We start from the raw sequence: 13,541 nt of genomic DNA, 5'->3' as shown, positions 1-13,541 counted from the left end.
CCCTTGCGTTCCGCTTGAGCCGGCCCGTGCTTGCCGTAGAAGAAGGCGCGCGTCACGGGTTCAGGAGCATAGCCTCATGTTCAATCTCTCGATTCCCACTCTCGATAGCAAGGACAGCTTTGGCGCCTACGCGGCCGGCCCGGAAGATGCCCCGACGATCATCGTCATTCAGGAGATATTCGGCACCAATGCCGGCATCCGCGCCAAATGCGATGCCTTGGCCGCCCAGGGCTGGCGGGCCATCGCCATCGACCTATTCTGGCGGCAAGTGCGCGGGCTTGAGCTTGATCCGGACGTACCCGAGCAATTCCAGCAAGCTATTGATTATATGAACCAATATAACCTGGATGACGGGGTGACCGATATCGAGGCGACGATCCGATTCGCCCGCGGCCAAGGGGCGCCGAAGGTGGGCGTCGTCGGCTATTGCATGGGTGGCGGCCTCGCCTTCCTCGCTGCGACGCGCACCGATACCGACGCCAGCGTCGGCTATTATGGCGGCCCGATCCCGTCCAAGCTCAATGAGGCGCATGCCATCGCCAAGCCGGTGCTGCTGCATTTCGGCGAGAACGACCATTTCATCGACGCCGACAAGCGACGCGCCATCCATGAGGCGCTCGATGCCAACCCGCACGTCACCATCCACGATTATCCGGGCGTCGACCATGGCTTCGCCACCCAGTTCGGCAAGCGCCGGGACGAGGCGGCCGCGACCCTCGCCGACAGCCGCACCGCGGCGTTTTTCTCGGAGCATCTGAAATGAACGACGGTCTGCGCATCATCGTCCGCACGATCGGCGGCCCGGAGGCCCTGGAGACGGAGCGCTTCGATCCCGCCAGTCTCGTGCCCGGCGCCGGAGAAGTGCTGGTGGCCCATCGCGCCATCGGAGTGAACTTCATCGACACCTATCAGCGCTCCGGCCTCTACCCGATGAGCCCGCCCTTCACGCCGGGCAGCGAGGCGGCGGGCGAGATCGTCGCCGTCGGTGCCGAGGTCAGTGGCTTCGCCGCCGGCGATCGGGTGGCGTGGTTCACAGGCGGCCCCGGCGGCTATGCCTCGCATCGGCTCGTCAAGGCGGACACGCTGGTGCCGCTGGCTGACGGCATCAGTTTCGAGACGGCGGCGGCGGCGATGCTCAAGGCCGCCACCGCGGAGATGCTGATCGAGCAGATCGCCCACACCAGGCCGGGTCAGTCGGTGCTCGTCCACGCCGCGGCGGGCGGCGTCGGCGGCATAGCCGTGCAGTGGCTGAAGGCGATCGGCGCGCGGGTCATCGCCCATGCCGGCTCGCCTGAGAAGGCGGCGATCGCGCGCGATCTCGGCGCGGATGAGGCGCTGTCCTGCCCGCTGGACCAGCTCGCCGAAGCGGTGCGCGGCCTGACCGGCGGGGCCGGCGTCGCCACCGTCTTCGACGGGGTCGGCGCGGCGAGCTTCACCGCCTCGCTCGACAGCCTCGCCAAGCGCGGATTGATGATCACCTATGGCAATGCTTCCGGCCCGGTGCCGCCGTTCAGCCCGCTCGAGCTGACCCGCCGCGGCTCACTGTTCCTGACCCGGCCGACGCTCGGCAATTATGTCGATACGCCGGAGTCCATGCGCGCCTCGGCGGCGCGGCTCTTCGAGATGATCGGTTCGGGCAAGGTCACGGTGCCGATCGGCCTCTCCATGCCGCTGGAGGAGGCCGCTGAGGTGCATCGGCGGCTCGAAAGCCGCAGCACCACCGGATCGATCGTCTTGCTGCCCTGAGCGGCCTCGCAGGCGTGGGATCAGGCGAACAGCCGGCCCACGCCCACCTGCGGATCGACAATGCCGTCATAGATCATGCGCCCGGCGACGTAGAGGATCACCACCAGACCGACATAGGCGATCCAGCGATAGCGGCCGATCACGCGCGCCAGCAGGTTCGCGGCGACGCCCATCATCGCCACCGACAGCAGCAAGCCGACGATGAGAATGCCCGGGTGTTCCCGTGCCGCGCCGGCAACGCCGAGCACGTTGTCGAGGCTCATCGACACATCGGCGAGGGCCACCGCCCATGCGGCCTGCGCGAAGCTCTTGGCCGGCCTGACGCCGGAATGCTCGTCTCCCTCGATTTCGGGGGAGCCCGCGCTTTCCGTCTGGTGACGCAGCTCGCGCCACATCTTCCACGCCACCCACAGCAGCAGGATGCCGCCCGCAAAGACGAGGCCGACCACCTGCAGCAGCTGGGTCACCCCCAGGGCGAAGACGATGCGCAGCACCAGAGCGGCGAGGATGCCGATCATGATGACCTTGCGCCGCTGGTCCGCAGGCAGGCCCGCCGCGAGCGCGCCGACGACCACGGCGTTATCGCCGGCGAGCATCACGTCGATCATCAGCACCTGGGTGAACGCCGCCAGCGCGGACGGCGAGCCCAGGTTCGAGAAGTCGGTGACGATCTGGTTCCAGAGCTCGAGCATCGTGTTTCCGTCAGAAGGAGAGCGCGTCACCGCTCATAGCGTTCCGAACGACGCGCGCCAGCAGAGGGTCCGGCGAGACCGCCCCGGCAATGAACCGAAACAGGGGCGGCCGGGGCCGCCGCCCGCTTACTGGTTCATGGATTCGAAGAAATCCTCGTTGGTCTTGGAATCGCGCATCTTGTCGAGCAGGAACTCCATCGCGTCGATGGTGCCCATCTGCATGAGGATACGGCGCAGCACCCACATCTTGGACAGCTTCGCCTTGTCGACGAGCAGCTCTTCCTTGCGCGTGCCGGACTTGCCGACGTCCATCGCCGGGAAGATGCGCTTGTCCGCCACCTTGCGGTCGAGCACGATCTCGGAATTGCCGGTGCCCTTGAATTCCTCGAAGATCACCTCGTCCATGCGGCTGCCGGTGTCGATCAGCGCGGTGGCGATGATCGATAGCGAGCCACCCTCCTCGATGTTGCGGGCGGCGCCGAAGAAGCGCTTCGGCCGCTGCAACGCATTGGCGTCGACGCCGCCGGTCAGCACCTTGCCGGAAGACGGCACCACGGTGTTGTAGGCGCGGCCAAGGCGAGTGATCGAATCCAGCAGGATCACCACGTCCTTCTTGTGCTCGACGAGGCGCTTGGCCTTTTCGATGACCATTTCGGCCACCTGCACGTGGCGCGAGGCCGGCTCGTCGAAGGTGGAGGAGATCACCTCCCCCTTCACCGAGCGCTGCATGTCGGTGACTTCCTCCGGCCGCTCGTCGATGAGCAGCACGATCAGGAACACTTCCGGGTGGTTGTCAGTGATCGCCTTGGCGATGTTCTGGAGCAGCACCGTCTTGCCGACGCGCGGCGGGGCGACGATCAGCGCGCGCTGGCCCTTGCCCTGCGGGGCGATGATGTCGATGACGCGCGCCGACTTGTCCTTGACGGTCGGATCCTGCGGATCGAGCGTGAGCTTCACCTCGGGGTAAAGCGGGGTCAGATTGTCGAAATTGACGCGGTGGCGGACCATCGACGGGTCGTCGAAATTGACTGCGGTGAGGCGCGTCAGCGCGAAATAGCGCTCGCCGTCCTTCGGCTCGCGAATCTCGCCTTCCACCGTGTCGCCGGTGCGCAGGCCGAATTTCCGCACCTGGTTCGGGCTGACATAGATGTCGTCCGGCCCGGCGAGATAGTTCGCCTCGGGACTGCGCAGGAAGCCGAAGCCATCGGGCAGCACCTCGATCGTGCCAAGCCCCATGATCTGCTCGCCATTCTCCGCCTGCACCTTGAGGATGGCGAACATCAGGTCCTGCTTGCGTAATGTCGACGCCCCTTCGACGCCCAGCTCCTCGGCCATGGCGACGAGTTCGGCGGGGGCTTTCGACTTGAGGTCCTTGAGGTGCATGAGACTATGGTCCGGCTGGAAAGGTGAGCACAGCGTTATCGTGAAGATCGCGGTGATGCTGAGGAGGGGCGCTCTGGCGCGAACGGCCGGCGCTTCTTTCCAACGGACCTAAGTGCGCCCGCAGGCCAAGTCAAGCCGGGTCAGAACGGCCGGACGATGACCAGGATGACGATCAGGATCGTGGCCAGGCTCGGTATCTCATTGGCGAGTCGCAGCCCGCGATCGCTGCCCGGGCGAAGGCCGGACGCCATCTTGCGGGCGGTGCCCGTCATCCAGCCATGATAACCCGAGAGCAGGAACACCAGCGCCAGCTTGGCATGGAGCCAGCCCAGCCCCGGCGCGCCGTCGAGGAGGCCGAGATTGACGGCCAGCGCCAGCCCGAGCAGCCACACCGCGACCATCGCCGGCGTGATGATGATGCGGCGGAGGCGGCGTTCGCGCTCGATCCACAGCGCGTCCTCGGCCGATCCCGGAACGGTGGCGCGATGATAGACGAGGAAGCGCGGCAACATGAACAGCCCCGCCATCCAGAAGATGACGAAGATGACGTGCAGCGCCTTCACCCAGGGGTAGGCGTTCCCGAGAAACCCGCTCATGGATCAGCCCCTTAGCAGGCTGATCAGCCGTTCGACATGGGGGATCGGGGCATCCGGCACGATGCCATGGCCGAGATTGAAGACATGGGGACGTTCCACGAAAGCGGCGCGGATGCGCGCTACGGCATCGTCCAGCGCGGCGCCACCGGTCACCAGCGCCAGCGGATCGAGATTGCCCTGCACCGGCAGGCCCTCGGGCAGCGACGCATCCGCCCATCGCGGATCCACCGTCTCGTCCAGCCCGATCGCATCGACGCCGGTCTCGCGGGCATAGGCCGGGAGCTTCCCGCCCGCGCCCTTGGGGAAGCCGATCACCGGCACGTCCGGATGTCGCGCCTTGACGCCGGCGACGATCGCCGCGGTCGGCGCGATCACCCAGCGCTCGAACTCGGTCGGGGCGAGGCTGCCCGACCAGCTGTCGAACAGCTGCACGGCATGGACGCCAGCGGCGATCTGACCGCAGAGATAATCGATCGTCGCCGTCACCAGCGCATCGATCAGCGCCTGCATCCTCGACGGGTCGCCATAGGCCAGCCGTCGCGCCTCGGCCTGCTCCCTGGAGCCGCGGCCGTTGATCATGTAGGTCGCGACCGTCCACGGGCTGCCCGCGAAGCCGAGCAGGGTCACCGCCGGCGGCAGCGCGGCGGCGACCTGGCGTACCGTCTCATAGACCGGGTCGAGCCGCTCCGGTGCCGGCCGAAGTGCCTCCAGCGGCGCGTCTGCAAGACGCGGGGCGAGGCGCGGCCCCTCGCCTTCTGCGAACCACAGGTCCTGGCCCATGGCGTGGGGGATGACGAGGATGTCGGAAAACAGGATCGCACCATCCATGCCGAAGCGGCGTACCGGTTGCAGCGTCACCTCGGCGGCGGCGGCGCTGTCATGGACGAGATCGAGGAATCCCCCCTTCTCGGCACGGAGCGCGCGATATTCGGGCAGGTATCGCCCGGCCTGGCGCATCAGCCAGACGGGCGGCGGATCGCGGCGTTCACCCCGCAGCACGGCGAGCAAGGGCCGGTCGGGCGCGACGCTCATAATCATTCCTTTAAGATTCTTAGAGAGGTTGAAGGAGATAGTAGGACCCCTGACCAGCGGGGTTTATTCACGCCGCCTGATTTTGCCAACAGCTTGACTCTCCGGATGCCCCGACCGTGCACGGAGTCGGCGGCGTCATCCCCGTCATCCACAGGCTGTGGAAACGATCATCCCCTTGTGGACAAGCGCTGGAAACGACTCCGGTTGGCGGGGATCGGTCGCTGCGGCTTGCTCCTCCCCATATCCGTCCGCTAGCTGCTCCCCATGGTTTTCCACAGGGTTGTCCGATGAGCCGGCTGCATCTGCATCTCCTCTCCGATTCCACTGGCGAGACGCTGGAGGTGATCGCCAAGGCCGGCCTCGCCCAGTTCGAGGATGTCGAGCCGATCAAGCATTTCTGGCCGATGGTCCGCTCGTCGGGCCATCTCGACCGGGTGCTGACGGAAATCGCCTCGCGTCCCGGGCTGGTCATCTACACCCTGGTCAACTCGGACGTGCGGCATCGCCTGGAGGCGCGCTGTGCGGCGCTCGGCCTGCCTTGCGTCGCGGCGCTCGATCCGGTGATCGATGCCTTGTCGGACATGCTCGGCGGCCAGAAGACGGTCACCCGGCCGGGCCGCCAGCACGCGCTGGATGCCGCCTATTTCGATCGCGTCGAGGCGATCCAGTACACCATTGCCCATGACGACGGCGTGCTGTCCGAGGATTGGGAGGAGGCGGACGTGGTGCTCGCCGGCGTGTCGCGCTCGTCGAAGACGCCGACCTCCATCTATCTCGCCAATCGCGGCTATCGGGTGGCGAACATCCCGCTGGTCATTGAAAGCCCGCCGCCGGCGCAGCTTTTCCACCTCGAAAAGCCCCTGGTCGTCGGCCTTACCACGTCCGCCGACCGGCTGGTCCAGGTGCGGCGCAACCGGCTGTTGTCGCTAAACCAGGCGCCGGAGACCTCTTATGTCGATCAGGAGCGGGTCGCTGCCGAGCTCGCCTTCGCGCGGCGCATGTTCGCCGACAATGGCTGGCCGGTGATCGACGTCACCCGGCGCTCGATCGAGGAGACGGCGGCCGCGATCATCAACCTCGTCTCGGCGCGCACCGCCGAGGGCAACGGCCAATGAGCCTGATCCTGGCTTCCACCTCTCCGACCCGCCGGCGGATGCTGGCGGACGCCGGCGTGCCGCATGAGGCGATGTCTCCGCAGGTTGACGAGGAATCGGCCAAGGCCGCGCTCGGCCATCTCACCGCGCGCGACCTCGCCGATGCCCTCGCCGAGCTGAAGGCGACCAAGCTTTCGACGCGCCATCCGCAGGCCCTGGTGCTCGGATGCGATTCGACGGTGGAGACGGCGGACGGGCGCCAGCTCGACAAGGCACCCGATCGCGCGAGCCTGCGTGACCAGCTCGCCGGCCTGCGTGGCACCACCCACAAGCTGTGGAGCGCGGCCGTGCTGTGCCGGGGCGGCCGGCCGGTCTGGCGACAGGTCGATGGTGCACGGCTGGCGATGCGCGATTTCTCGGACGCGTTCCTCGACGCCTATCTCGATGCGGAATGGCCGGCGGTGGGCGGCTGCGTCGGCGGCTATCGGCTGGAGGGGCGGGGCGCGCAGCTCTTCGCCCGCATCGACGGCAGCCATTTCACCATTCTCGGCCTGCCCTTGCTGCCGTTGCTGGAGCAGCTTCGCGCCCTCAAGGAAATGCCGGCATGACCATCCCCTATGCCGAGGTGATCGGCGATCCGATCGCCCATTCCAAGTCGCCGCTGATCCACGGATTCTGGCTGGATCGACTGGGCCTTGCCGGCAGCTACAGCAAGACTCACGTCCTTGCCGCCGACCTGCCGGATTTCCTCGCACGGCGCCGCGCCGATCCCGATTGGCGCGGATGCAACGTCACCCTGCCGCACAAGCAGGCGGTGATAGCGCTGCTCGACCGGCTCGACCCGCTCGCCGCCAGGATCGGCGCAGTCAACACCATCGTGCCGGAGGATGGCGCGCTGGTCGGCTACAACACCGACGCCGCCGGATTCCTGGAGCCCCTGGCCGGCCCGCTTGCCGAGCGCCATCTGCTGCGCACGGCGCGGATCTTCGGCACCGGCGGCGCGGCCAGGGCCATCGCCCACGGCCTTGCCGGGCAAGGATTCGCGATCATCCTCATCGGACGCGATACCGCGGCGGCGTCCGCTCTCGCCGCCGAGCTCGATACCGAGACCCACGTCGCGCCTCTCGATCATTTTGCGGAAGCGCTCGAGTTCGACTGGGGCGAGAGCGGCGACCGGCTCGATCTCGTCGTCAACGCCACCTCGCTCGGCATGACCGGCAAGCCGCCCTTGCCCGTCCACCTCTCCCATCTGCCGCCGGGAGCGATCGTCTATGACGCCGTTTATGCGCCGCTGGAAACGCCGCTTCTCGCCGAAGCGCGGGCGGCGGGGCATCCGGTGGTCGACGGCCTCGCCATGCTGATCGGTCAGGCGCGCCTCGCCTTCCGCCATTTCTTCGGCACCGAGGCCCCCGCCGATGCCGGAGCCGACGATGCGCTGCGCCTCATTCTGACGCGATGATCGTTCTCGGCCTTACCGGCTCGATCGGCATGGGCAAGTCGACGGTGGCGGCGATGTTCCGGCGTGCGGGCGTGCCGGTCTGGGATGCCGATGCCGCCGTGCACGCGCTTCAGGGGCCGGGCGGGCGACTGCTCCCGGCGATCGAGGCGCGTTTCCCGGGCACGACCGGCCCGGCCGGCGTCGATCGCGCCGCGCTCGGCGCGCGCGCGCTGGCCGACCGGGCCGAGCTGCGCGCGCTGGAGGCGATCGTCCACCCCGCCGTCGCCGCCGAGCGCCGCGCCTTTCTGCGTCGTTACCGCGCCCGCCGCCTGGTCGTGCTCGACGTGCCGTTGCTGCTCGAGCGCCGGCTGGACCGGCTCGTCGACGCGGTGGTCGTCGTCTCGGCGCCGGCGTGGCGGCAGCGCGCCCGGGTGCTGGCACGGCCGGGCATGAATAGCGCCCGCTTCGCCGCGACCCTGCGCCACCAGATGCCCGACCGCGCCAAGCGCGCCCGTGCGGATTTCGTGATCGATACCGGCCTCTCCCGGCTGGAGACCGCGACGCAGGTCCGTGCCCTCGTCGCTTGCATGGCGGCGCATGGAGTCCGATATTGCCGGGGATGCGCGAGATTGTCTTCGACACCGAAACGACCGGACTGAGTCCCGCCGATGGCCACCGTCTGGTCGAGATCGGTTGTGTCGAGCTGTTCAACCGGGTCGAGACCGGCCGCACCTTCCATGCCTGGTTCAATCCCGATCGCGACATGCCGACCGAGGCGTTCGAGGTGCATGGTCTTTCGGCCATATTCCTGTCCGACAAGCCGCGCTTCCATGAAATGGTGTCCGAGCTGATCGAGTTTCTCGGCGATGCCCCGCTCGTCGCGCACAATGCCGGCTTCGACATGGCCTTTCTCGACTGGGAGCTGAAGGCCTGCGCGCGCGATCCGATCTGCCGCACGCGGATGATCGACACGCTGGCGCTGGCGCGGGCCAAGCATCCCGGGGCCAAGCATTCGCTGGACGCGCTCTGCACCCGCTACGGCATCGATCGCAGCCAGCGTATCAAGCATGGCGCGCTGATCGACGCCCAGCTCCTCGCCCAGCTTTATGTCGAGCTGACCGGCGGCCGCCAGATCGGCCTGATGCTCGCCGCCGAACCTATCGTCGCGGCGGGGGAACCGGAGCTTGTGCCCGCGAATATTAACAGTGAGATCATCGTCGCGACGATGCCGCGCCCGCCGCGCCCGCACGGCCCCAGCGAGGCCGAGCTGGAGCGTCATGCGGCCTTTGTCGCGACGCTGACGAACCCGCTCTGGGCGGGGACGGCCGCATGAGATGGCTGCCTCGCGCCCGGGCCAAGTGAAGGAGAATAGGTGATGGAAATCCGCGTATCCGGTCATCAGGTCGATACGGGCGAGGCTCTGCGAACCCATGTGCGCGAGCGTCTCGAAGGCATCGCCGACAAATATTGCCAGCGCGCGCTGTCGGCGACCGTCACCTTCGGCCGCGGGCCGCACGACGCCGGCTTCGTGTGCGACATCGTCGCCCATGTCATGCAGGGCGTGATCCTCAAGGCATCCGCCCACGCCGTCGGCCAGGAGGCCAACCCCGCCTTCGACCAGGCCGCGGCCAAGATCGAGACGCAGCTGCGCCGCTACATGCGCCGGCTGAAGGCTCGCAATGCGCCTGTCGCCGCCGCCGACGTCCTTAACGGCTTTGAAGCGGATGCCGGTTATACGGTCTTCCAGGAGAACAGGGACGAAGAGGATGCCGCCGACAATCCGTTGATCATCGCCGAGACTCGTGTCGATATCCCGGACAGCAGCGTTTCCGACGCGGTGATGATGCTGGACCTCAGGAACACCAACGCGCTGCTGTTCCGGAATAGTGGGACGGGAGCGTTCAACATGGTCTACAGGCGCGGCGACGGGACGATCGGCTGGGTGGAGCCGCGACGCAGCGGCGAAGCGGTGCAATCCGCCTGAGGCCCGATCTCCGACACGGAATTTACGCCGTCAGTGGGTTATGGGCCCACTGGCGGCCAAGGGATTGCTCGTATTTTCATGGACGATTTCAGCGACATGCTTTCGCCGGACGGCACCGCCATGGGTCTCGTCGTCCAGAACAAGAAGGCGCTCTTCCAGTATCTGGCGGGCCGCGCGGCGGAGCTGACCGGCTGCGATGCGGACCATATCGCCGAGCGAATCAACGAGCGCGAACGGCTCGGATCGACCGGATTCGGCGGCGGCATCGCCATTCCCCATGGCAAGATCGACGGGCTGTCGCGCGTCACCGGCATATTCGTGCGGCTCGGCGCGCCGATCGACTTCCGGGCGATCGACGATCTGCCGGTTGACCTTGTCTTTTTGCTGCTGTCCCCGCCGGGCGGCGGCGTCGATCACCTCAAGGCGCTGGCGCGGGTTAGCCGGCGACTGCGTGACCGCGCCTTCGTCGCCAAGCTGCGCGGGGCTGGCTCTCACGATGCGCTTTACGCGCTGTTCGTCAGCGGGGAATCCCGTCACGCGGCATGAGCGCGCGGCTGCCCGCCAGGCTGATCGTCACCGCGCTGATGCGCCGTGCGCAGGCCGAGGGCGGCAGCGCGGCGGTGCTCGCGCGCGGTGACGACCAGGCCGGCGCCGTCCTGCTGATCGTCGCGCAACGCGGTGAAATCACGCGCATAATCGAGCGAGGCCATGATCTCGACGGTGCTGAGCTGTGGCGTGATGCTGCCCCCCAAGTACTTGAAGGAAAAGCCGATCTTAACGATTATTTAACCCGCCGCCGCCACGCTGACCCGGATCTTTGGGCCGTGGAACTGGATATCGCGGATAGCCAACGATTCATCGCTGAAACGATCGCGAGCAATTGACGCGCGCGTGTGGCCACGGCAACAGAGCCGCAACGTCCACACGTAGGGCGGTCCGCCTCGGCGGAACGCCACGTAGACGGGGGGCAAGTCCCGGCGAGATGGGGTGTTTTTCCTCGCCGGCTGATGCGCCAACCGCAGTCAAGATCAGATCATTGCAGAAATTCCTTCGCACCGTGCTTTCGGTGGTGGCATCGTTTGGCTTGCTCGGCACGCTTGCCATTTCGACCTCCGCTCCCGCCGCTGATACCGGCGCCGCCTCCAATGACGTGGCCAGCCTTCGCCTCGCCGCCGTCACCGCGCCCACGCTGGCGCTGGACGCCGCCGCCCTCGCCGATCGCGAGAATTTCGCCAACGACTCCGCCGATGGCATCCAGCAGGCGCCCGCCACGCTGGAAGCGCTGGTCGATGCGCAGGAGACTGCCGACACTGTCGACGCCGAGCAGAAGTGCCTCGCCGCGTCGGTTTACTTCGAGGCCAAGGGCGAGCCGCTGGGCGGCCAGCTCGCGGTCGCCGAGACTGTCCTCAACCGCGCCCATTCGGGCCGCTTCCCCACCTCGATCTGTGGTGTCGTCCGCCAGAAGGGCCAATTCTCCTTCGTGCGCCGCGGCGGCAAGATCCCCGCGCCGGTGACGACCAGCAAGTCCTGGCGTCAGGCGGTGGCGATCGCCCGCATCGCCCAGGGCGAGCTGTGGGAGGACATCGCTCCCAACGCGCTGTTCTTCCACGCCCGTCGCATCTCGATGAACATGGGCAGCGCGACCCGCGTCGCCCAGGTCGGCAACCACATCTTCTATCGCTGAGCCCCCGCTCGGCCGGTCGATCGCAGGACAGGATCATGGGTGCTTGCCCATGTTCCTGTCCTGTTCTAGTTTCAGGGCGTGGAAGATTCGCTTGAACAGGGGTGTCTGGCGGACATGCCGCTGGCCGCGCGGGATGTCGCGCGCGGCGTCGCCCGGCTGTTTTTCCGTCAGGATCTGATCGCGCTATGCGAGGTGCCGCTCGGCAATGGCCGGCGCGCCGACATCATGGCGTTGGACGGCGCTGGCCGCATCACCATCGTCGAGATCAAGGTGTCGCGCGCGGATCTGCGCGGCGACCTGAAATGGCCGGATTATCTGGATTATTGCGACCGCTTCTACTGGGCGGTGCCGGGTGGCTTCGATCTGTCGCCGTTCGAGGAAGAATGGTTTCGGCCGGGCTGCTGCGGCCTCATCGTCGCCGACCGCTACGACGCCGCGGTGCTGCGCGATCCTGAGCATCGCCCGATGCCGGGGGCGCGGCGCAAGGCGGAGACGCTGCGCTTCGCCCGTCGCGCTGCCCGGCGCCTGCTGGGCGGCCTCGATCCGGGGCTGGAAGGGCTCGACTAGAAGACCGGCCCGGCCACCGCGGGCTTGGGCGCCGCGGGCTTGTTGTCGTCGATCATCTTGAGGATGGGCGCGGCGCGGGGATCGCGCGCGGCATAGTCACGCGCGGTCATGCCGGTGGCGCGGTCGCCCTGTTTGGCATCGGCGCCATTGGCCAGCAACAGGCGCACCATTTCCGTATCGCGCGCCTGCACGGCCAGGATCAGGGGCGTCTCGCCGCGCGAATTGCCGATATTGACGCTGGCGCGGCGCGCGATCAGGGCCTGCGCGCCTTCCACCCAGCCGAGATGCACGGCGACGATCAGCGGTGTCTCGCCGGCGGTGTTGCGGGCATTGGTGTCGGCACCCTTGGCGAGGATATAGTTGGTCCACACCATGTCGCGTCCGCGCACGACGATGTGCAGCGCGGTGTCGCCGCTGTCCGAATCGCGCGCGTTGACGATGGTCGTGCCGGGTTTGTCGAGCAGCGGCTGCACCTTGCTGCCGTCGCGGTCCTTCACGCCTTTCAGAAAGGTGTAGCCGTCCGAATATTGGGCATGCGCGGCCGAGGCGAACATCACCAGCGCGGCGCTGGTCAGCGCGAATGCCGCGAGCGCGATCCACAGCTCGCGCAAGCGCCGCCATGTCAAAGCCATTTAACCCATTTCCCTTGCCAATTGCGGGCTGCGTCCGCACTTGGGGACGTCCCGTAGCAAAGCAAGGCTGGCGGTCAAATGAACAAGTACATCATCCCGCTTCTCGCCGGCCTCGGCGCGCTCTGCGCGTGCTCGCCGCAGGGCGCCGGCGGCAGCGAGGAAGCGCCGCTCGCCGGCGCGCGCATCGGTGGCCCGTTCACGCTGGTCGACCAGGACGGGCGCACCGTCACCGACAAGGATTTCACCGGCAAGTGGCGGGCGATCTATTTCGGCTACAGCTATTGCCCGGACGTCTGCCCCGTCGATCTGCAACGCCTGATGCAGGGCTATCGCCAGTTCGCCCGGGATCACCCCGCCGAGGCGGCGAAGCTGCAGCCGATCTTCATATCGGTCGATCCGGCGCGCGACACGCCGCCGGTGCTGAAGCAATATGTGACGGCGTTCGGCGCCCCGCTGATCGGGCTCACCGGCACGGAGCAGCAGATCGCCGCCATGGCCAAGGCATATGGCGTCTATTACGCCAAGCGGCAGGAGCCCGGATCGAGCGACTATCTGATGGATCACCTGCGCGCGACCATGCTCTTCGACGGTGACGGCAAGCCGATCGTGCTGCTCAAGACCGATGAGAGCGCCGATACCGTGGCAAAGGAGCTTGCCCATTGGGTGAAGTGACCGCCCGCCCCTTCTGGGAAG

18 protein-coding genes are annotated in these 13,541 nt (G+C 67.3%); 13 read left to right on the top strand and 5 right to left on the bottom strand.

Annotated features, from left to right (window positions below):
- Nucleotides 1-76 precede the first annotated feature (76 nt).
- Together KOF26_RS03545 and KOF26_RS03540 are read left to right on the top strand one after the other, a co-directional pair.
- Complete coding sequence (locus KOF26_RS03545; protein WP_216320255.1) at nucleotides 77-763, top strand: dienelactone hydrolase family protein; 687 nt, start codon at nucleotides 77-79, stop codon at nucleotides 761-763.
- Complete coding sequence (locus tag KOF26_RS03540) at nucleotides 760-1,746, top strand: quinone oxidoreductase family protein (protein ID WP_216320252.1); 987 nt, start codon at nucleotides 760-762, stop codon at nucleotides 1,744-1,746. The genes KOF26_RS03545 and KOF26_RS03540 overlap by 4 nt, the downstream gene beginning before the upstream one ends.
- A 20-nt stretch (nucleotides 1,747-1,766) precedes the next feature.
- Here KOF26_RS03540 and KOF26_RS03535 read toward each other — a convergent pair whose 3' ends face one another.
- From KOF26_RS03535 to hemE, 4 genes are all read right to left on the bottom strand, one after another.
- Nucleotides 1,767-2,438, bottom strand: a complete 672-nt coding sequence (locus tag KOF26_RS03535; protein ID WP_216320248.1) for a TerC family protein — start codon at nucleotides 2,436-2,438, stop codon at nucleotides 1,767-1,769.
- Between the two features lie 126 nt (nucleotides 2,439-2,564).
- The gene (gene rho / locus KOF26_RS03530) at nucleotides 2,565-3,821 is read right to left on the bottom strand and encodes a transcription termination factor Rho (RefSeq protein ID WP_216320245.1); all 1,257 of its coding nucleotides are present in this window, start codon (nucleotides 3,819-3,821) and stop codon (nucleotides 2,565-2,567) included.
- A 140-nt stretch (nucleotides 3,822-3,961) separates the two neighbouring features.
- Nucleotides 3,962-4,417, bottom strand: coding sequence for a CopD family protein (locus tag KOF26_RS03525; protein ID WP_216320242.1), 456 nt, complete (start codon nucleotides 4,415-4,417; stop codon nucleotides 3,962-3,964).
- Between the two features lie 3 nt (nucleotides 4,418-4,420).
- Complete coding sequence (gene hemE / locus KOF26_RS03520) at nucleotides 4,421-5,449, bottom strand: uroporphyrinogen decarboxylase (RefSeq protein WP_216320239.1); 1,029 nt, start codon at nucleotides 5,447-5,449, stop codon at nucleotides 4,421-4,423.
- A 287-nt stretch (nucleotides 5,450-5,736) separates the two neighbouring features.
- On the opposite strand from hemE, the gene KOF26_RS03515 reads away from it, so the two are divergent.
- The 10 genes from KOF26_RS03515 to KOF26_RS03470 all read left to right on the top strand — a co-directional run bounded on the left by KOF26_RS03515 (nucleotide 5,737) and on the right by KOF26_RS03470 (nucleotide 12,216).
- Entirely contained in the window at nucleotides 5,737-6,564 is an 828-nt protein-coding gene (locus KOF26_RS03515) for a pyruvate, water dikinase regulatory protein (protein ID WP_216320237.1), read from the top strand.
- Nucleotides 6,561-7,151: a Maf family protein gene (locus KOF26_RS03510; protein WP_216320233.1), complete on the top strand. Its 591-nt coding sequence runs from the start codon at nucleotides 6,561-6,563 to the stop codon at nucleotides 7,149-7,151. The genes KOF26_RS03515 and KOF26_RS03510 overlap by 4 nt, the downstream gene beginning before the upstream one ends.
- A complete protein-coding gene (gene aroE / locus KOF26_RS03505; protein WP_216320230.1) occupies nucleotides 7,148-8,002 on the top strand; it encodes a shikimate dehydrogenase in 855 nt (284 codons plus the stop codon). The genes KOF26_RS03510 and aroE overlap by 4 nt, the downstream gene beginning before the upstream one ends.
- Entirely contained in the window at nucleotides 7,999-8,640 is a 642-nt protein-coding gene (gene coaE, locus KOF26_RS03500; RefSeq protein WP_216320228.1) for a dephospho-CoA kinase, read from the top strand. Before aroE ends, coaE begins: the two co-directional genes overlap by 4 nt.
- A complete protein-coding gene (gene dnaQ / locus KOF26_RS03495; protein ID WP_216320225.1) occupies nucleotides 8,601-9,314 on the top strand; it encodes a DNA polymerase III subunit epsilon in 714 nt (237 codons plus the stop codon). The genes coaE and dnaQ overlap by 40 nt, the downstream gene beginning before the upstream one ends.
- A gap of 42 nt (nucleotides 9,315-9,356) precedes the next feature.
- Nucleotides 9,357-9,965, top strand: coding sequence for a ribosome hibernation-promoting factor, HPF/YfiA family (gene hpf, locus KOF26_RS03490; RefSeq protein WP_216320222.1), 609 nt, complete (start codon nucleotides 9,357-9,359; stop codon nucleotides 9,963-9,965).
- A 78-nt stretch (nucleotides 9,966-10,043) separates the two neighbouring features.
- Nucleotides 10,044-10,511, top strand: a complete 468-nt coding sequence (locus tag KOF26_RS03485) for a PTS sugar transporter subunit IIA (RefSeq protein ID WP_216320202.1) — start codon at nucleotides 10,044-10,046, stop codon at nucleotides 10,509-10,511.
- Entirely contained in the window at nucleotides 10,508-10,849 is a 342-nt protein-coding gene (locus tag KOF26_RS03480; RefSeq protein ID WP_216320199.1) for a DUF1491 family protein, read from the top strand. The genes KOF26_RS03485 and KOF26_RS03480 overlap by 4 nt, the downstream gene beginning before the upstream one ends.
- A 152-nt stretch (nucleotides 10,850-11,001) precedes the next feature.
- Nucleotides 11,002-11,649 carry a cell wall hydrolase gene (locus tag KOF26_RS03475; RefSeq protein WP_253201077.1) on the top strand — a complete coding sequence of 216 codons (648 nt, stop codon included), beginning with the start codon at nucleotides 11,002-11,004 and terminating at the stop codon, nucleotides 11,647-11,649.
- A 114-nt stretch (nucleotides 11,650-11,763) separates the two neighbouring features.
- Nucleotides 11,764-12,216 (top strand): MmcB family DNA repair protein, encoded by a 453-nt coding sequence (locus KOF26_RS03470; protein ID WP_216321638.1) that lies wholly within the window; start codon nucleotides 11,764-11,766, stop codon nucleotides 12,214-12,216.
- On the opposite strand, the gene KOF26_RS03465 is transcribed toward KOF26_RS03470, so the two are convergent.
- Nucleotides 12,213-12,848 (bottom strand): ankyrin repeat domain-containing protein, encoded by a 636-nt coding sequence (locus tag KOF26_RS03465; protein WP_216320195.1) that lies wholly within the window; start codon nucleotides 12,846-12,848, stop codon nucleotides 12,213-12,215. The genes KOF26_RS03470 and KOF26_RS03465 overlap by 4 nt on opposite strands.
- Nucleotides 12,849-12,926: 78 nt before the next feature.
- On the opposite strand from KOF26_RS03465, the gene KOF26_RS03460 reads away from it, so the two are divergent.
- Nucleotides 12,927-13,520, top strand: coding sequence for an SCO family protein (locus KOF26_RS03460; RefSeq protein ID WP_216320191.1), 594 nt, complete (start codon nucleotides 12,927-12,929; stop codon nucleotides 13,518-13,520).
- Nucleotides 13,521-13,541: the final 21 nt, after the last annotated feature.

The organism is Sphingomonas quercus, assembly GCF_018863195.1.
GTDB classification, from domain to species: Bacteria; Pseudomonadota; Alphaproteobacteria; order Sphingomonadales; family Sphingomonadaceae; genus Solisphingomonas; species Solisphingomonas quercus.
The sequence above is the reverse complement of the archived record's forward strand: the minus strand, read 5'-3'. Positions and strand labels throughout refer to the sequence as shown.